The 17382-nt window shown below is 65.3% G+C and carries 15 protein-coding genes; 9 read left to right on the forward strand and 6 right to left on the reverse strand.

What is annotated here, in order from left to right:
• Nucleotides 1–14 precede the first annotated feature (14 nt).
• The gene (locus HWX03_RS16290) at nucleotides 15–1010 is read right to left on the reverse strand and encodes a hypothetical protein (RefSeq protein ID WP_175871996.1); all 996 of its coding nucleotides are present in this window, start codon (nucleotides 1008–1010) and stop codon (nucleotides 15–17) included.
• A 491-nt stretch (nucleotides 1011–1501) separates the two neighbouring features.
• Between HWX03_RS16290 and HWX03_RS16295 the strand changes: the two genes are divergently transcribed.
• Nucleotides 1502–1936 (forward strand): CHRD domain-containing protein, encoded by a 435-nt coding sequence (locus HWX03_RS16295; protein WP_175822487.1) that lies wholly within the window; start codon nucleotides 1502–1504, stop codon nucleotides 1934–1936.
• Between the two features lie 83 nt (nucleotides 1937–2019).
• Entirely contained in the window at nucleotides 2020–2982 is a 963-nt protein-coding gene (locus HWX03_RS16300; protein ID WP_175871869.1) for an alpha/beta hydrolase, read from the forward strand.
• Here the strand turns inward: HWX03_RS16300 and HWX03_RS16305 are convergent.
• The gene (locus tag HWX03_RS16305) at nucleotides 2952–3794 is read right to left on the reverse strand and encodes an EcsC family protein (RefSeq protein WP_175871870.1); all 843 of its coding nucleotides are present in this window, start codon (nucleotides 3792–3794) and stop codon (nucleotides 2952–2954) included. The genes HWX03_RS16300 and HWX03_RS16305 overlap by 31 nt on opposite strands.
• A gap of 106 nt (nucleotides 3795–3900) precedes the next feature.
• Here HWX03_RS16305 and HWX03_RS16310 point away from each other — a divergent pair, with 106 nt between their 5' ends.
• Together HWX03_RS16310 and HWX03_RS16315 are read left to right on the forward strand one after the other, a co-directional pair.
• Complete coding sequence (locus HWX03_RS16310) at nucleotides 3901–5496, forward strand: MDR family MFS transporter (RefSeq protein WP_175871871.1); 1596 nt, start codon at nucleotides 3901–3903, stop codon at nucleotides 5494–5496.
• 58 nt (nucleotides 5497–5554) lie between these two features.
• On the forward strand, nucleotides 5555–6001 hold the full coding sequence (locus HWX03_RS16315) for a MarR family winged helix-turn-helix transcriptional regulator (RefSeq protein ID WP_174433434.1): 447 nt from the start codon (nucleotides 5555–5557) through the stop codon (nucleotides 5999–6001).
• A 138-nt stretch (nucleotides 6002–6139) separates the two neighbouring features.
• Here HWX03_RS16315 and HWX03_RS16320 read toward each other — a convergent pair whose 3' ends face one another.
• Both HWX03_RS16320 and HWX03_RS16325 read right to left on the reverse strand, forming a co-directional pair.
• Nucleotides 6140–6721 carry a DJ-1/PfpI family protein gene (locus HWX03_RS16320; RefSeq protein ID WP_174433435.1) on the reverse strand — a complete coding sequence of 194 codons (582 nt, stop codon included), beginning with the start codon at nucleotides 6719–6721 and terminating at the stop codon, nucleotides 6140–6142.
• A gap of 157 nt (nucleotides 6722–6878) precedes the next feature.
• Nucleotides 6879–8159, reverse strand: a complete 1281-nt coding sequence (locus HWX03_RS16325; RefSeq protein WP_175871872.1) for an amino acid deaminase — start codon at nucleotides 8157–8159, stop codon at nucleotides 6879–6881.
• A 119-nt stretch (nucleotides 8160–8278) separates the two neighbouring features.
• Between HWX03_RS16325 and HWX03_RS16330 the strand changes: the two genes are divergently transcribed.
• The 5 genes from HWX03_RS16330 (at nucleotide 8279) to HWX03_RS16350 (ending at nucleotide 14620) form a co-directional block, all read left to right on the forward strand.
• Nucleotides 8279–9217 carry a MurR/RpiR family transcriptional regulator gene (locus HWX03_RS16330; RefSeq protein ID WP_175871873.1) on the forward strand — a complete coding sequence of 313 codons (939 nt, stop codon included), beginning with the start codon at nucleotides 8279–8281 and terminating at the stop codon, nucleotides 9215–9217.
• Between the two features lie 2 nt (nucleotides 9218–9219).
• On the forward strand, nucleotides 9220–10701 hold the full coding sequence (locus HWX03_RS16335; RefSeq protein WP_175871874.1) for a D-aminoacylase: 1482 nt from the start codon (nucleotides 9220–9222) through the stop codon (nucleotides 10699–10701).
• A 125-nt stretch (nucleotides 10702–10826) separates the two neighbouring features.
• Nucleotides 10827–11213: a RidA family protein gene (locus tag HWX03_RS16340; protein ID WP_124453562.1), complete on the forward strand. Its 387-nt coding sequence runs from the start codon at nucleotides 10827–10829 to the stop codon at nucleotides 11211–11213.
• A gap of 285 nt (nucleotides 11214–11498) precedes the next feature.
• Complete coding sequence (locus HWX03_RS16345) at nucleotides 11499–14096, forward strand: glycoside hydrolase family 19 protein (protein WP_175871875.1); 2598 nt, start codon at nucleotides 11499–11501, stop codon at nucleotides 14094–14096.
• Nucleotides 14093–14620 (forward strand): hypothetical protein, encoded by a 528-nt coding sequence (locus HWX03_RS16350; RefSeq protein WP_175871876.1) that lies wholly within the window; start codon nucleotides 14093–14095, stop codon nucleotides 14618–14620. The genes HWX03_RS16345 and HWX03_RS16350 overlap by 4 nt, the downstream gene beginning before the upstream one ends.
• Before the next feature lie 225 nt (nucleotides 14621–14845).
• Here the strand turns inward: HWX03_RS16350 and queF are convergent, their stop codons facing one another.
• Nucleotides 14846–15676 carry an NADPH-dependent 7-cyano-7-deazaguanine reductase QueF gene (gene queF, locus HWX03_RS16355; RefSeq protein ID WP_175871877.1) on the reverse strand — a complete coding sequence of 277 codons (831 nt, stop codon included), beginning with the start codon at nucleotides 15674–15676 and terminating at the stop codon, nucleotides 14846–14848.
• Between the two features lie 12 nt (nucleotides 15677–15688).
• The gene (ilvA, locus tag HWX03_RS16360) at nucleotides 15689–17212 is read right to left on the reverse strand and encodes a threonine ammonia-lyase, biosynthetic (protein ID WP_175871878.1); all 1524 of its coding nucleotides are present in this window, start codon (nucleotides 17210–17212) and stop codon (nucleotides 15689–15691) included.
• Nucleotides 17213–17382 lie beyond the last annotated feature (170 nt).

The following is a 17382-nucleotide window of genomic DNA, read 5'->3' on the forward strand; positions in this document are numbered from 1 at the left end:
ATGAGCGCGCCCGACTAGAACCGGTAGCCGACGCCGGCCTGGATCACGTCGGTGTCGCGATCGTAGCGCGTGACCACGCGGTTCCACGTGATGCGTGTGAGCCAGCGCTCGGAGATCCGGTAACTGGCCGAGATCGACACGATGCCGGATAACCGGCCGTCGCCCGGGCCCGGCTGGCCTTCGCGGTTGCGCTGGTTGACGGTGAAATACGCGCCGGCGCCGGCCGACAACGTGACCTTGTCGTTCAGGAACGCGCGCGTGAGCCACAGCTCCGAGGCGATCCCGTTGCGGCGGACCGCCTGCTTCGCGCCTTCGTACATCCACGTCGCGGTCCAGTCGATCGAACGCGTGAGGCCGCGCCGGTATTCGAGGCTGCCGCCGAGCGTCGACGGCGACGAGCGGCTGTTGAGAATCGTCTCGCCGAGCATCGCGGTGACTTCGTTGTGCGTGACCTTGCGCATACGCGGCAGCGCGGTGTCGCGCGGGCCCGGCGTGTCGGGCGCATCGAGCTGGTAGCCGACGCCGAACATCACCGACGTCGTGTCGGGGCCGCCGAACACCTGCGCGCGGTTGACCTGAAGCTGCGTGATCCAGCGGTGCGACGTGTAGTACGCGGCGCGCACGCTCATCAGCACGCCCCAGCCGTGTGTATTCGAGTAACCGCGGCCTTCGGCGGCCGGCACCGTGTCGAAGTAGCGATACGGGCCCGCGCCGGCCGACAGCACCAGGCGGCGGTGCTCGAGCGGCACGCGGCCCCAGAACTGCACCGCCTGGCCGTCGCGGTGGTGATTCGGCATGTGCCCTTCGTTGTACCACGTGAAGCCGAGCGCGGTATGCGCGCTCAAGCCTTCCTGGTAATCGAACGCCCACGAATACGTGCGTTGGCCGCCGCCCCACAGCGGGCCGGCGAACAGCGAGAATTCCTGCGCGTCGACGGGCGCGCCGTAGAGGGCGGCGACGGAGCAGAGACCCGCCAGCAACGGGCGGACGGGGAGGGGCGGGCAGGGCATCGGGAGACGGGCCGGCACGGTTCACTTTCCAGTCACGACAACACGCGATGATTTTCCTGCGCGGGAAAACACGTGTCGACCCGGGTTCGCGCAATAACGTATTACACGTATCGTGACAACATGCGGGTACGCGGTCGGGTCTCGGCAATCGTCGGCACGCGCGCCGATCGCGATGTGAGCGAGACGAAAAATGATTCGTCATGCTTGGTATTCTGGAAAGCGGCATACGTGCGCGGCATGCCGGCTTGCCGTCGGAGACACGCAAAAAAAACGCGGCCGGGGCGGCCGCGTGAATACTCGCAGACTCCTTCGGACGAAGGAAACAAGCAACTGTGAAACGAAGTGTAGCGAAAGGCCGTGCACGGATTCAGGGGCCATGCTGCAAAGGTCTCTTCCAGGTTTCGGCAGGCTGCCGGATTGGGCGGCAATCGACTACCATCCTGTGTGACGCCGCCGCCCGGGCGGCGTACCCCGTCGTACAAGGAGAATCCATGCTCAAGCTGCGTTTGCTCCAGGTCGCGTTGTTCGCGGGCGTGCTGGCCGCCGGCAGCGCCGCTGCCGAAACGGTGCGGCTGTCCGCCAGTCTGCAGCCGTCGAGCGAAGTGCCGCCGACGGCGACCAAGGGCTCGGGCGCCGTCGCCGCCACCTACGACACGGCCACCCACATGCTGCAGTGGACGGCTACTTACGAACACCTCACGGGGCCGGCCACGGCCGCGCATTTCCACGGCCCCGCGCCGGTCGGCCAGAACGCCGGCGTGCAGGTGCCGGTTCCGAAGGACGAGCTGACGAGCCCGATCAAGGGCTCGAAGGAACTCACCGACGCGCAGGTCACCGACCTGATGGGCGGCAAGTGGTACTTCAACATTCATACGAAGGAACACCCGTCCGGCGAGATCCGCGGCCAGGTGATGCCGGCGAACTGAGCGTTTGATATAGAGGCACCCTTCGAGCGACGCGGGAACGTTCGCACGTACCATCGTCACACTGCGATGACGGAGTGCGTCCGATGAGTTGGCAAAGCAAGTTCGCCTGCTGGCTGTTGCGCTGGCAGTTTCGTCCCGAAACCACGCGCGAGGTGCTCGACCCCGCGCGTGCCCGGCGCTTTACCGACCTGCGGATGATCGTGCCGCGCCGGCCGCCGTCGGGCTATCGGCTGCGCCAGTGCTACGGCCCGGGCGACGCGCCGCTGCGCGGCGAATGGCTCGAACGCACCGATGCGGGCGCGGCGCGCGGGCCCGGCCGTACGCTGCTGTATTTCCACGGCGGCGGTTACTACTTCTGTTCGACGAAAACCCACCGGCCGCTGGTGTTCGGCCTGACGAAGCGCGCGGGCGTGCGCGCGTTCTCGCTCGACTACCGGCTCGCGCCCGAAAACCGCTTCCCGGCCGCGCTCGACGATGCGCTCGCCGCGTACCGGCAACTGCTGGCGCTCGGCACGCCGCCGGAGTCGATCGTGTTCGGCGGCGATTCGGCGGGCGGCGGCCTCGCGCTCGCGACGCTCGTCGCGCTGCGCGATCGCGGCGAGCCGCTGCCGGCCGGCGCGATCCTGTTCTCGCCGTGGACCGACCTGGCCGGCACCGGCGGCACGATGCGCAGCAACGACGGCCTCGACCCGATGTTCGCGGCCGCGGCGCTGCCGAAGGCCGCGAAGCTGTATCTCGGCGACGCGCCGGCAACGAATCCGTACGCATCGCCGCTCTATGCGGATTTCGCGGGCCTGCCGCCGCTGTACATCCAGGCCGGCAGCACCGAGGTGCTGCTCGACGATTCGCGCCGCGTCGCCGAGAAGGCGCAGGCGGCCGGCGTGGCGGTGGAGATCGAAGTGTGGCCCGACATGCCGCACGTGTGGCAGCTGTACGCGCCGATGGTGCCGGAAGCGCGCGACGCGCTCGACCGCGCGGCCGCGTTCCTGCGCCGCGTCGCGGTCGAGCGGGCGGTTCAGCGCGCCGGCGAGGCGTCGATCGCCTGATAGGCGGCCTTGACGGCCACCGAGCCGTACTTGCGTTCGAGCCGGCGCACGGTGAAGTGGCCGTGCGCCATCTGCTGGAAGTGGTCGATGAACAGCGTGTTGACGGTCGCGCCGAGCACGGCGCCGATCGCCGGGATCGACTTCGCGGCCATCTGCTCGGTCACCTGCACCGAGAAGCGCGAGGCCACCGTCTGCACGAGTTTGAACACGGCCGCCGAGCTGTGCGCGGCGATGCCTTTCGCCGTGATGTCCGAGGACGCCTTCGAGATCGCCTGCGCGAGCGCGCCGCGCAGCACGAAATAGCCGAGATCGGCGTCCTCCTCCTGCTTGTCCGGGTTGCCGCCCATGCCGAGCACGGCCAGGCATTGCAGCTGCGTATCGACCGACGCCAGGTCCTCGCCCTCGCTGCGCGCGATGTCGCACACCGAGCGGAAGATCAGCGTGGTCGTCACCGGCAGCTCGACCGGCAGCGCGAGAAAGCCGAACGCGCCGCCCGCCGCACCGGTCGTCGCGACCGCGAGCTTGTGCAGCAGGTTGCTGGGCTTCTCGGGCTCGGCGTCCGGCGACTGCGGCTTGCCGAGCGTGCGCAGCGCGATGTTCAGGCACTTGCGCAGCGCGAGCTGCGTCGCATCGTTGATCTTGCCGGTCGCGAAGTCCGGCAGCCGCGCGATCATTTTCTCGACCGGCGCGCCGAGCACGCCCGTCAGCTTCATCGTCAGCGACGGGCTTTCCAGCACCTGCTTCGCGCGCCGCAGCGCGTCCCGGTCCTCCAGCGACAGCGTCGTGGCGGGGGTGATTGAAATCGGTTCCATCTTTCTCCTTGGCGTGAACGGGCCCTGAACCATCGCCAGCCTAGATTACTCCGGCATGCTAGAATTTTGAGATTATTTGACTCGGCAAAAGTTGCGTCGACAAAAAATGGCCGTCCATACTGCCGCCCACCATTCGAGCGGGCAAGTCCTGCCGTTCCGCGAATCGCTGCTCGCGATGATCGGACTTTCGTTCGTCACCATGCTGGTCGCGCTGGACCAGACGGTCGTCGGCACCGCGCTGCCGACCATCGTCGCCGAACTCCGCGGCTTCGACCTGTACGCGTGGGTCGCGACCTCGTACCTGCTCAGTTCCGTGATCACGGTGCCGATCTTCGGCCGGCTCGGCGACTATTACGGCCGCAAGCCGTTCGTGATCGCGTCGATCGTCGTGTTCACCGGCGCGTCGGTGCTGTGCGGGATGGCCAACGACATGCTGACCCTCGTGCTCGCGCGCGGGCTGCAGGGGATCGGCGGCGGGATGCTGGTCGGCACCGCGTTCGCGTGCATTCCCGACCTGTTCCCCGATTCCGTCGTGCGGCTGCGCTGGCAGGTGCTGATGAGCTCCGCGTTCGGCATCGCGAACGCGGTGGGCCCGTCGCTCGGTGGCGTGCTGACCCAGTCGTTCGGCTGGCGCTCGGTGTTCTACGTGAATCTGCCGGTCGGCCTGCTGTCGCTGCTGTTCGTGTGGCGCTACCTGCCGCATCTGCGCCACGTCGAGCACGATCGCAAGATGCGGCTCGACTGGCCGGGCGCGCTGCTGATCGCGCTGTCGCTCGGCGCGCTGCAACTGTTCGTCGAATGGCTGCCGAAGTACGGCGTCGCGAGCTGGGCGTCGCTGCTGCTCGTCGTGGCGGTCGCGGCGGGCGTCGGCCTGTGGCACTGGGAGAAGCGCTGCGCGCAGCCGATCTTGCCGTTCGACATGTTCGGCAACCGCGCGCTGTCGGCGCTGTTCGTGCTCGCGATCCTCGCCGGTTTCTCGATGTTCTCGCTGCTGTTCTACGCGCCGCTGCTGTTCCAGGGCGGCTTCGGGATGTCGCCGAAGGAGGCCGGGCTCGTGATCACGCCGCTCGTCGTGTTCATCACGATCGGCAGCATCATGAACGGCCGCGTCGTCACGCGTATCCGAAATCCGAACGCGATGCTGCACGTCGGCTTCGTGCTGTTCGCGGTCGCGTGCGCGGGCATCGTCGTGGCGACCCACACGACGCCGACCTGGATGCTGATGGCGCTGATGGTCGCGGGCGGCATCGGGCTCGGTTTCGTGCTGCCGAACCTCACCGTGTTCGCGCAGCAGACGGCCGGCCGCGAGCACCTCGGCATCGCGACGGCGCTGCTGCAGTCGCTGCGGATGGTCGGCGGGATGCTCGGCACCGCGCTCACGGGCACGCTCGTCAACCAGATGTATTCGGGCGGCGTGCGCAACGCGCTGTCGGCCGACCAGGCGATGCAGTGGCACGCGCGGCTCGCCGATCCGCAGATCCTGATCGATCGCGCGGCGCAGGGCGGTCTCGTCGCGGAGTTGACGCGTGCCGGGCATAATGGCGCGCTGCTGCTGGAAGCGGCCCGCGAATCGCTGGTCGGCGCGATTCACCTGGGCGTCGCGATGGCGGCCGTCGTCGCCGTGGTGTCGGTGTGGCAGTGCCGTCGCGTGCCGCCGATCGCGCTGCGGCGCAAGATCGAACCGCACGTCGCGGCCGATTGACCGATCAGGCGGTCGAGCGATTCGACGACTCAACGATTCACCGGAACGAAATCAGCGCATGGAAGAACAGGACCGCGTCGCGATCTTGCAGCAATTCGGACGCACGTATCGCGCATTCATGACCGCGTTCGAAGCGCACGTCGGGCAGCCGATGCCGCGCTGGCGCATCATGGTCGCGCTGCACACGATGGACGGGCATTCGTCGCAGAAGAAGCTCGTCGAAGTGCTGCGCATCGATCCGGGCGCGCTCACGCGCCAGTTGAAGTCGCTCGACGCGCTCGGCTGGATCGAGCGCGAATCGGACGCGCGCGACAACCGCGTGACCAACGTCACGCTGACGGACGCAGGCCGCGCGGCGTTCGATGCGTGCCTGCCGCGCCGCAAGGCGTTTCTCGAACAGACGATGGCGCAACTGCCGGACGACGTGCTGAATGCGCTGTCGGGCGCGCTCGCGATGCTGGAAACGCGCATCGCGGATGTCGGCTCGACGCCGGCGTCGCGCTGAAGGGTGGGAAGGGAACCCGCAACAAGCATCAGGAAGCGGCAGGAAGGGCGCGCGCCCGGCCGAGCATGACCGGCGCGGCACGCGGGTCGCACGTACCCGCCGCCGGCCGGCTTTTCACTTCAACTCATTTCACTTCGTTCACAGCTCGATGCGCGTGCCCAGCAGCACGAGGAACTGCGCGAGCCAGGCCGGATGTGCGGGCCACGCGGGGGCGGTGACGAACGGCGCGTCGGTCACGGCCGCGTCGACCGGGATGTCTGCGTATTCGCCGCCCGCGAGCTTCACTTCGGGCGCGCAGGCCGGGTAGGCCGAAATGCGCTTGCCGCGGATCACGTCGGCGGCCGCGAGCAGCTGCGCCGCGTGACAGATCGCGGCGATCGGCTTGCCGGCTTCGGCGAACTCGCGCACGAGCGAGATCACCTTCGGATCCAGTCGCAGGTACTCGGGCGCACGGCCGCCCGCGATCGCGAGCGCGTCGTAGCGCGCCGCATCGACGTCGTCGAACGCCGCGTTCAGCGTGAAGTTGTGGCCGGGTTTTTCGGTGTAGGTCTGGTCGCCTTCGAAATCGTGGATCGCGGTCTTGATCTTGTCGCCCGCGCGCTTGCCCGGGCAGACTGCGTCGACGTGATGGCCGACGGCCTGCAGCGCCTGGAACGGCACCATCGTTTCGTAGTCTTCGGCGAAATCACCGGTCAGGAACAGGATCTTCTTCGCGGCCATGGCTTTCTCCAGTGAAGCAGCGTTGAGGGCCCGGCCGCACCGTGCATGACGGCGACGACGGGCCCCGAGGACGAAAGCGCAGTGTACTCCGGCCGCTTGAAGCGCGCGTGACGGCCGCCCTGCGCGAGCGGCAGGGCGGCGCCGCGCGCGGCGTGCGTCAGAAGAACGTTTCGACGACTTCCGTCACGCGGAACTGCGGATCGAGCACGAGCACCTGGCGCCACTTGTCGAACGTCAGGCACGGGTGCGAGATGTCGAACGCGACCATGTCGCCGACCTTCACGTCCGCGCCCGGCGGGATCTGCAGGTACGCGTGCTGGTCCATCATCCCGGTGACGGCCCAGCCTTCGGTGGCGGCGACGTCGCGCGGCGCGGTGTCGCGGCCCGGACGGAAGTGGCGCGCCGGCTCGGGCAGGCCCGCGTCGAACGCCGCATCGCGCTTGCCGAGCGCGACGATCGCACGATTCTGCTCCGGCACCGACTGCACGTACGCCCACAGCTGCAGCGCCGGCAGCAGCCCTTCGCCCATCGAGCGGGCGATCGGGTTGCGCGCGAACACGTCGGTCTGCGCCTTCTTGTAGATGCCGACATCGTGCGTCAGGTAGCAGCCCGGGCGCAGCACGACTTCCGCGAAGCCCGCGTCGGACGCCTTTTTGAATTCTTCCGCGACCACGTCGTACCACGCCGAACCGGCGCCGGACAGGATCGCCGGCGTGCGCGCGAAGCGGCCGGCTTCGGCCAGCTCGCGCGTGAGCGCGACCGCCTGCTGCAGGAACGCGCGGATCTCGCCTTCCTCTTTCAGCACGCCTTCATAGAGCTCGATGCCGGCCAGCTTCAGCGTGTCCGGATAGCGCGCGATCGCGGCCAGCACGGCCTCGCGCTGCGCGGCATCGCGTACGCCCGCGCGGCCGCCCGGCACGCCGAGCTCGATCAGCACGTTCAGCGATTTCTTCGCGTTGCCGAAGAAGCGGCCGAGCTGATCGACGCTCTCCGCGGAATCGACGAGACAGAAGAATTCGAAATCGGGATCGGACAGCAGCCCGGCGATGATCGTCATGTTCTGGCGGCCGACCAGCTGGTTCGCGAGCAGCACGCGCCGCACGCCGCCGTGATACGCGGCCTGCGTCTGGTGCGCGGTCGCGAGCGTGATGCCCCACGCGCCGGCGTCGAGCTGGCGGCGGAACAGTTGCGGCGCCATCGTCGTCTTGCCGTGCGGCGCGAACTTGACGCCGTATTTCTGCACGAACGCCTGCATCCAGTTCAGGTTGTGTTCGACGCGATCCTCGTAAAGCACGGCGGCCGGCAGGCTGACGTCTTCCGCGAGCAGGTTCCATTCGAGCCGGCCCGCGTCGCCGAGCGGCACGCTCGCGCTCGGCACATTGCCCAGGCCCTTGCCGAACGGATCGATCGTCGCTTCCTGATAGTTTGTAACTTTCATGTCATCCCGCTCCATCATCACTATGCATTGCACTGAAGTTGACATGCCGATGGTACAGAAAGTAGCATCGGCGCGGTGATGTTATTTAATAACATCAGGTTTCGCACCCTTTTCCGCCGATGAATACGTCCGCTTCCCCGTCCGCTTCGCCTGCCGCCGAGCCTTATCCGGCTCAAGCCGCCCCGCCGGTCCTCGACATCGTCGCGCGGATCGCCGAGTGCGCGCCCGAGCTGCGCGAGGCCGAGCGCAAGGTCGCCGCGTTCATCCTCGCCGATCTGGCGCGCGCCGCGCATGCGAGCATCGGCGCGCTCGCGCGCGACGCGGAGGTCAGCGTCGCGACGGTCACGCGTTTCGCGAAGGCCGTCGGCTGCCGTGACGTGCGCGAACTGAAGGTGCTCGTCGCGCAGGCGGCGGCCGTCGGTCGGCGCTTCCTGGTGCCGACCGACGACGCGCCGGCCGACGACGCGAGCCCCGCGTCGATGGTCTACGACGAGATTCGCGTGGCGCTCGCGCACAACCACCAGCTGCTGCGCAACACGTCGTTCGACGCGGCGGCCGACCTGCTCGCCGGCGCGAAGATGACCTACGTGTACGGGCAGGGCGGCGGCTCGACCGCGCTTGCCGACGAGCTGCGCTTCCGGCTCGTGCGGTTCGGCCGGCCGGTCGCGAGTTATCAGGACGGCTTGCTGCAGCGGATGGTGGCCGCGACGCTGTCGAGCGACACCGTCGTCGTCGCGTTGTCGGTGAGCGGGCGCGTGCCCGAACTGCTCGAGAGCTGCCGGCTCGCGAAGCGCTACGGCGCGAAGCTGATCGCGATCACCGCGCCGGCGTCGCCGCTCGCGAAGCTCGCCGACCACCTGATCCCGGTCGTCGCATTCGAAACCGATTTCATTTACAAGCCGTCGACATCGCGCTACGCGATGATGATGGCGATCGACGTGCTCGTCACCGGAGTCGCATTGCGGCTCGGCGATGCGGGCCGGGAATCGCTGCGCCGCATCAAACACGCACTCGATGCGCATCGCGGCGGCGGAGACCGTCAACCGGTAGGAGACTGACCATGCATTCGCATCCCGAAGCGGCCGATACGCTGATCGTCGGCGCGCAGCTGTACGACGGCACCGGCGCACCGCCCGTCACGCGCGACGTCGCGATCCGCAACGGCGTGATCGCGGCGATCGGCAACCTGTCGAACTGGCTCGCCGAGCACGTCGTCGACGCGAACGGCCGTGCGTTGGCGCCAGGTTTCGTCGACGTCCACACGCACGACGATACGCACGTGATCCGTGCGCCGGAGATGATCCCGAAGATCTCGCAGGGCGTGACGACCGTGATCGTCGGCAACTGCGGGATCAGCGCCTCGCCGGTGACGCTCGCGGGCGACCCGCCCGACCCGATGAACCTGCTCGGCGAGCGCGGCGCGTTCCAGTACCCGACCTTCGCCGCTTACGTCGCGGCCGTGAACGATGCGCGCCCGGCCGTGAACGTCGCGGCGCTCGTCGGCCATACGGCGCTGCGCAACAACCAGATGGACCGCCTCGACCGCGCGGCGACCGACGGCGAGATCGCCGGCATGCGCGCGCAGCTCGAGGAGGCGCTCGCGAACGGCGCGCTCGGCCTGTCGTCGGGCCTTGCGTACGGCTCCGCGTTCGCGGCGCCGGCCGAGGAAGTGATGGCGCTCGCCGAGCCGCTCGCCCAAGCCGGCGCGCTGTACACGACGCACATGCGCACCGAGTTCGACGCGATCCTCGACGCGATGGACGAGGCCTATCGCGTCGGCCGCCACGCGCAGGTGCCGGTCGTGATCTCGCACCTGAAGTGCGCGGGCCCGTCGAACTGGGGGCGCAGCACCGAGGTGCTCGCGTCGCTCGAAGGCGCGCGCCGCTACCAGCCGGTCGGCTGCGACTGCTATCCGTACAGCCGCAGTTCGTCGACGCTCGACCTGAAGCAGGTGACGGGCGACATCGACATCACGATCACGTGGTCGGAGTCGCACCCGGAAGTCGCGGGCAAGCTGCTGAAGGCGATCGCGGCCGACTGGGGCATGACCGAGCAGGAAGCCGCGCAGCGCATCCGCCCGGCGGGCGCCGTGTATCACAACATGTCCGAGGACGACGTGCGCCGGATCCTGTCGCATCCGGCGACGATGGTCGGCTCCGACGGCCTGCCGAACGATCCGCTGCCGCATCCGCGGCTGTGGGGCGCGTTCCCGCGCGTGCTCGGCCATTACGTGCGCGACACGAACCTGCTGCCGCTCGAGGAAGCGATCCGCAAGATGACGTCGCTGTCCGCGCGCCGCTACGGAATCCCGCGGCGCGGCGAGGTGCATGTCGGCTACCACGCCGATCTCGTGCTGTTCGATCCGGCGCGCGTGATCGACGCCGCGACGTTCGAGAAGCCGCAACAGCCCGCGCACGGGATCGACGCCGTGTGGGTGAACGGCGTGCTGACTTACGAAAATGGCCAGCCGACCGGCGAGCGCGCCGGCGGTTTCGTCGCGCGCGGCGAGCGCGTGCCAGCCAGTGCCGATGCGGCGTTCTGAACGCGCGCATTCCGATCTTCCGTGCGCGCCGCAGCAGCCGGCGCGTGCATCCGCAACCGTGCGTTGCATGGGGCCGGAGCCGGCGCTGAAGCGCCGGCTCCGGCCGACAAACGAGGGGTGAAACGATGAAGCGATATGGCGTAGGCGAAGCGAAGGGAACCGGCGGCCAGGTGATGCCGTTCGCGCGGGCGGTCGAGGCCGACGGCTGGCTGTACGTGTCGGGCCAGACGCCGATGGTGAACGGCGAGGTCGTCGAAGGCGGGATCGTCACGCAGTCGAAGCAGACGATCGAGAACGTGATCGCGATCCTGAAGGAAGCCGGCTACGGCCTCGAGCACGTCGTGCGCTGCGGCGTGTGGCTCGACGACGCGCGCGATTTCGCGTCGTTCAACAAGGTGTTCGTGTCGTACTTCGGCGAGAACCCGCCGGCACGCGCGTGCGTGCAGTCGAGCATGGTCATCGACTGCAAGGTCGAGGTCGATTGCATCGCTTACAAGGCGCCGGTGAAGTAACGCGGCGATACGAATCGTTGTTCGACGGGGCCGATGCATGCAAATGCACCGGCCCCGTTGCGTTGACGCGGGCTTGATTGCTTGTCTTTCGCGTTGATCCCGGGATTTAGCATTTCATAACAATGCTGTTCTGAGCAGTGGAATAGGTGGAACGCTTTCGCTTGGCGGAAAGGACAGAGGTGGCGATGTTGTTCTGGGGGCGCGTCGACAATTCTGGATAAGCGAGATCCGGAAATTGCACTGTATGGTCTTGTCACGATAAAAATTCTCTGGATAAGTTAGATCGTGACCAACAAGCGCGCACCAAACAAGGCATCGCCAACTCCCGAGACCGCCATTGGCCGCCTGAAGCAATTGTCGTTTGCCTTTCCTTTCCTGCGCAAAGGACAAAGCAAATCCGAGGCGTCTTCACGATTTACCGACGAGCATGAGATTTACCGACTGCTTGCTGAACACGAGCTGGCCGGCACGTATCTCGTCAGCCGCAAGGCGATGTGGCACGGCGGGATCCACATCACGGAGGCGGGCGTGGGGCAGGCCCTGGATCTCGAGGCGGGATTGCGCTGCATTGCCGACGGCGTGTTGATCGCGTTTCGCATCAATAAGACCTATCCGGTTGGCCAGATCGCATCGACCAGTAGCGAAGCACCGGTTCAGGCACCATACAGTACAGGCTTTGCGCTGGTGCGGCACACGACGGAATTTCCACAGGGCAAGACGCTGACGTTCTACAGCCTTTACATGCACCTGATGTCTCATGAAGACTACGCGAACTTTCCGAAGCGGGAGAAAGCGGCATATTGGTCAAGGCAGTGGCAAGTGACGCAGCATGCTCAGGACAAGCCCACGCCGGGCCGTGGCGGGCAGGTGCCGGATCCGGCTCAGCAGGGGCTGCGAGTTCGCAAAAGTCATCCCCGCGGCGAAACGATCGGTATTCTCCCGCAAGGAGCGAGCTTCAGCATCGGTAAGCGAGAGAAAGGTTGGGGGCAGGTGACAGAGCTGCATGGCGCATCGCCGTACCCGGCCGAAGCCGGCGGCTACGTCGAGCCGTCCCATGCCATCGGCGGATGGGTCTATCTCGGTCAGGAAAACGGCGGGCCCCTTGTCCAGGAAGTATTCCCCGACTCGATATTCGATAGGGTGATTGTGACAACGACCTCTCCACACGAGGGTATCTCGATCAAGGCGGGCGAATTGATCGGCCACCTCGGCCGATATGATTCGCTGAACCAATGCACGGCTGGAAGTCGGATGGCGCACATCGAGGTGTTTTGTGACGACAGCGTCCAGTCATTTCTCGAACAGGGGCGGGCATGGGTCAACGAACACGGTCCGCGCAAGGAGGACTGGACGGCATTGGGCTTGCCACCCGAGCCGACGATGCTGCGGATCGCACCGGGTACGGTGCTATATCAACGTACCGCTGATAAGAAGAAATTCGTCCCGGGCGCTGATCCACAGTCGAGAAAGACGGGCGCCGTGCATGTGTATTCGCTTGCCGAACTGGCGCGTGACTCAAAGCGGCGTATCCCGGAGCCGCGTCCGAACCCCGATCCGGGTTACCCGGTGAACTGGTGGCACGTTGAGGGCGTGAATGCGCAAGATCAACCGATCGACGGTTGGGTATGTGATTTCAACCACGCGAGCGGTCGGGTAACGCGGGAGTTCGCGCAGAAGTGGGTCGACTTCGAGTGCTTGGAAGATGCTCATGATCCGACACATACGATTTTTGCGACAACCCAGAAGTGGGTTGATTATGCGAGCGGTGCCGACGTTGCCGACCTCGCTTCGCGTACGAATCTCAGCCCATTGATGCTCAAAGTGTACGACGCCCTGTTCAGCAAGGGCGATGGCAAGCAGGCAGCTGATGAACTTTGTACGCTGTCGCAGATCAAGCGTGGCCAATATCCGGGGTTGATGCAGGGCGCGTCGCGGCTGATTGTTAAGCATGAGAGCGAGTGGGCCAATCCGTCGAAATGGAAGCAACTGATCGCCGAGTTGGAAAAGCAAACAGGGTCGAAGGCAGAGCATGAGGAGGAGCAGAAGCGGATCGAGGCGCTTGCGTGGTGGGATGAGGTGAAGGCCGGCGTACCGGCCTTTCCGGAACCTGACGTTTTTCACATCAATCCGATCAGCTTGATCGCGAATTTTTCGTCAGCATTCCAATTCACGCTGTCAATGCTCAAACATATATTTCACAATGCGTCGGAAAACACGCTTCAGGAGGTCGTTGATGAGTTGAATGGGCGCATCGCATTGTATAAGTTGGATAATTCTTTGAGACGAGAGCATTTCTTTGCTCAAGTAAAACAAGAAACAGGATCGGCTTTGCTGCTGCACAACGAAAGCCTAAATTATGCTGCCGAGGCGCTCACATCCGGAACCTTTTCCTATTTTTCAGAGCATCCGGAAGAGGCAAAAGAATATGGGAGGACAAAAGATCATCCTGCGAACGAGGAAGCTATCGCTAACCGGGTTTATGCAGACCGGGATGGTAATGGACCGCCGGAAAGCGGTGACGGTTACCGTTATCGCGGCCGAGGCATGATTCAGTTGACGCATCGAGGTGGGTACCAGCGTTTCACGAAGTGGCATAAAGCAAATGCCGAAGCGTGGCCGGAAGATGTGGCAGAGGATTTCGAGGTCAATCCCGAAAGCGTCGGGCAAGTAAAATATGCCGTCCGATCAGCATGTTTCTTTTGGGTTGCCCATAATCTATATAGCCTCGCGGACCAAGGCGATGCTCAAAATGTTGTCGATTCTATAAGCAAGGTGATCAATCCAGGATTGTTCAAGGGGAAGCCTAACAAGATGAAGACGGAGAGTATCGGTGGTAGACGAGGAAACTTCGAGGAGGTCCGAAAATGGGGAGGTCTCGCATGAAGAAATCTATAATATTGTTCATCTTGACCGTAATTGCAATTGCCAATGCTTTGGTGTCGGCCAAGGCTGCTGATTTTCTTGGGGCGACGAGCCTTTGTCGCCAAGGCGAGGTAGAGTATTTTGGCTGTGAACTGCAAGATATCAATAGGATAGCATCTGTTTGTGCGGCTGGTAATGTTTCGCCCGATCACGGATATGTGCAGTATCGTTTCGGAACGCACGATTACGTTGAATATAGATTTCCAAGCAGGCTTCTGCCTCCTCGCGGAAAAATTTCCATCGTAGATGTTTCGAGGTTGTCGGATGGTTTGGGAAGCCACCTGAAGTTCGTGGACGGGCGTTATACCTACGTAGTTTCAAATGCGCTCGTTCCGGGAGAAGTTTACGTCGAAAAGGACGGGAAGATCGTCTTTGACAAAATTTGCAAAGGCAGCACGTATAAGCCATTCGGTAATGCTGCCCGGCGCGGGTTGGAGTATGGAGTGGCAGACTCGGTTGACGAGCCCGATCAACAGGGTAGGTAAGTAATTGGTATTCTTGATGCCAATTATTGGCACCGCTACGGTCAACTCGCCAATGCCGAAATATTAGGCAGCCTCAAATTTGAAGCTCATGCTTTGCCGTTCGGTAACGCGCAGTGAATGACAAGAGCTAAGTACCAACAACTACAGCCCGAAGAGCGCATGCCGAGGCCGGGTGGGCAGAGAGCATCGGCACGCGAGTCATTTGGGCGCGCCGGCTGCCCACCCTCACTGCCGTGCCGTCCGCGCGTTATCCGGCATCGGCTGGTTGTAGTTGGTGCGGAACGGGTTGATGTCGAGCCCGCCGCGGCGCGTATAGCGCGCGTACACCGCGAGCTTCACCGGTTTGCACGCATGCAGGATGTCGAGGAAGATCCGCTCGACGCACTGTTCGTGAAAGCCCGTGTGGTTGCGGAACGAGATGATGTAGCGCAGCAGCCCCGCATGGTCGATCTGCGGCCCGACGTAGTGGATCTGCACACTGCCCCAGTCCGGCTGCCCCGTGACCGGGCAGTTCGAGCGCAGCAGGTCGGACACGAGCGTCTCCTCGACCGGCGCTTCGTTCTCGGCGTCGGCGGCCGACAGCAGCGACGGATCGGGTTCGTACACGTCGGTGTCGAGATCGAGCCGGTCGAGCGACAGCCCGTCGAGCTCGTCCATCTGCAGCTTGCGGAAATCGTGCGCCGACACCAGCTGGACCGATACGCTCGCGCCGCACGCGGCCGACACGTCGCGCTTCAGCACGTCGCGCACCGCGTCGACCGAGTCGAACTTCGACTGCGCGAACGAGCCGAGATACAGCTTGAACGACTTCGATTCGACGATGTTCGGCGATTCGGCCGGCACGTAGAACGTCGCGATCGCGACCTGCGGCTTGCCGCGCGCATTGAGCCACGACAGCTCGTACGCGTTCCAGATGTCGGTGCCGAAGAACGGCAGCGCCGACGTGATGCCGAGCTGCTCGCGCGCGCCGGCGCGCGGAATCGGGAACAGCAGCGACGCGTCGTACTGCGCCGCGTAGACGGTGGCCTTGCCGAGCGGGGAATGTTCGGGATTCATCGTGTGACGCCTTTACGACAGGAAGAGGCGGTAAGCCGGGTTGGCGCTCTCTTCGACATACGGATAGCCGAGCGCCGCGAGGAAGCGTTCGAATTCGGCGCGATCGGCCTGCGGCACCTGCAGCCCGACGAGGATCGAGCTGTAGTCCGCGCCCTGGTTGCGGTAATGGAACAGGCTGATGTTCCAGTCCGGCGCCATCGACGACAGGAACTTCATCAGCGCGCCTGGCCGTTCCGGGAATTCGAAGCGGAACAGGCGCTCGTCGAGCGCGAGCGGCGAGCGGCCGCCGACCATGTAGCGGATGTGTTCCTTCGACAGCTCGTCGTGCGTCAGGTCGACGCTGTTGAAGCCGTGCGACTCGAAGTTCGCGGCGATCTCCGCCGATTCGCCGCGACGGCGGATCTGCACGCCGACGAAGATGTGCGCGGATTGCGCATCGGCGATCCGGTAGTTGAACTCGGTGACGTTGCGATCGCCGACCAGCGAGCAGAAGCGCTTGAAGCTGCCGCGTTCCTCGGGGATCGTGACCGCGAACACGGCTTCGCGCGCTTCGCCCACCTCGGCGCGTTCGGCGACGAAGCGCATCCGGTCGAAATTCATGTTCGCGCCGGACGTGACCGCGACGAGCGTCTGGTTCTCGATGCCTTCGCGTTCCGCGTACAGCTTCGCGCCCGCGACCGCGAGCGCGCCGGACGGCTCGAGCACGCTGCGCGTGTCCTGGAACACGTCCTTGATCGCCGCGCACAGCGCGTCGGTGTTGACCGTCACGACGCCGTCGAGGAATTCGCGGCACAGCCGGAAGGTTTCCTCGCCGACCAGCTTCACCGCGGTGCCGTCTGCGAACAGGCCGACTTCGCTCAGCTCGATACGCTCGCCCGCGTCCAGCGACTGCGCCATCGCGCACGAATCCTCGGCCTGCACGCCGATCACCTTGATCTCGGGGCGCACCGCCTTCACGTACGCGGCGACGCCGGACGCGAGCCCGCCGCCGCCGATCGGCACGAAGATCGCGTGGATCGGGCCCTGGTGCTGGCGCAGGATCTCCATCGCGATCGTGCCCTGACCGGCGATCACGTACGGATCGTCGAACGGGTGGACGAACGTGAGGTCGCGCTCCTGCTGGACCTTGACCGCGTACGCGTATGCATCGCTGTACGATTCGCCCGCCTGGATCACCTCGACGCTCGGGCCGCCGTGCGCGCGCACCGCGTCGACCTTCACCTGCGGCGTCGTGACCGGCACGACGATCACGGCCTTGACGCCCATCCGGGCCGCCGAGAACGCGACGCCCTGCGCGTGGTTGCCGGCCGACGCGGTAATCACGCCGCGCGCGAGCGCGTCCGCCGGAATGTGCGCCATCTTGTTGTACGCGCCGCGCAGCTTGAACGAGAACACCGGCTGGTTGTCCTCGCGCTTCAGGTAAACGGCGTTGCGCAGCCGGGCCGACAGGTTGCGGGCCGGTTCGAGTTCCGTCTCGATCGCGACGTCGTAGACGCGCGCGGTGAGGATTTTCTTCAGGTAATCGTGGGATGCCATGGGCGCTCGCGTGCAGTGCGGATGCAGACGGTAAAGGGTCAATGATAGCGCCAAGGGTCCGCCTGCACGCAAGCGGCATGCCGGGCGGTTGGTCGTCGGCGGTCGTGTGCGCGTGCGGGCAGGGCATTCGCGCCGTCGGGTGCCGCTTTTTACCGGCGCCTTTTACCGGT

It is taken from the genome of Burkholderia sp. BCC0397, assembly GCF_902832865.1.
Taxonomy (GTDB): domain Bacteria; phylum Pseudomonadota; class Gammaproteobacteria; order Burkholderiales; family Burkholderiaceae; genus Burkholderia.

Excerpts from the sequence above, each read along its gene's own strand:
- HWX03_RS16290 (WP_175871996.1), bottom strand. The coding sequence starts at position 1,010 with ATGCCCTGCCCGCCCCTCCCCGTCCGCCCGTTGCTGGCGGGTCTCTGC.
- HWX03_RS16295 (WP_175822487.1), top strand. The coding sequence starts at position 1,502 with ATGCTCAAGCTGCGTTTGCTCCAGGTCGCGTTGTTCGCGGGCGTGCTG.
- HWX03_RS16300 (WP_175871869.1), top strand. The coding sequence starts at position 2,020 with ATGAGTTGGCAAAGCAAGTTCGCCTGCTGGCTGTTGCGCTGGCAGTTT.
- HWX03_RS16305 (WP_175871870.1), bottom strand. The coding sequence starts at position 3,794 with ATGGAACCGATTTCAATCACCCCCGCCACGACGCTGTCGCTGGAGGAC.
- HWX03_RS16310 (WP_175871871.1), top strand. The coding sequence starts at position 3,901 with ATGGCCGTCCATACTGCCGCCCACCATTCGAGCGGGCAAGTCCTGCCG.
- HWX03_RS16315 (WP_174433434.1), top strand. The coding sequence starts at position 5,555 with ATGGAAGAACAGGACCGCGTCGCGATCTTGCAGCAATTCGGACGCACG.
- HWX03_RS16320 (WP_174433435.1), bottom strand. The coding sequence starts at position 6,721 with ATGGCCGCGAAGAAGATCCTGTTCCTGACCGGTGATTTCGCCGAAGAC.
- HWX03_RS16325 (WP_175871872.1), bottom strand. The coding sequence starts at position 8,159 with ATGAAAGTTACAAACTATCAGGAAGCGACGATCGATCCGTTCGGCAAG.
- HWX03_RS16330 (WP_175871873.1), top strand. The coding sequence starts at position 8,279 with ATGAATACGTCCGCTTCCCCGTCCGCTTCGCCTGCCGCCGAGCCTTAT.
- HWX03_RS16335 (WP_175871874.1), top strand. The coding sequence starts at position 9,220 with ATGCATTCGCATCCCGAAGCGGCCGATACGCTGATCGTCGGCGCGCAG.
- HWX03_RS16340 (WP_124453562.1), top strand. The coding sequence starts at position 10,827 with ATGAAGCGATATGGCGTAGGCGAAGCGAAGGGAACCGGCGGCCAGGTG.
- HWX03_RS16350 (WP_175871876.1), top strand. The coding sequence starts at position 14,093 with ATGAAGAAATCTATAATATTGTTCATCTTGACCGTAATTGCAATTGCC.
- queF (WP_175871877.1), bottom strand. The coding sequence starts at position 15,676 with ATGAATCCCGAACATTCCCCGCTCGGCAAGGCCACCGTCTACGCGGCG.
- ilvA (WP_175871878.1), bottom strand. The coding sequence starts at position 17,212 with ATGGCATCCCACGATTACCTGAAGAAAATCCTCACCGCGCGCGTCTAC.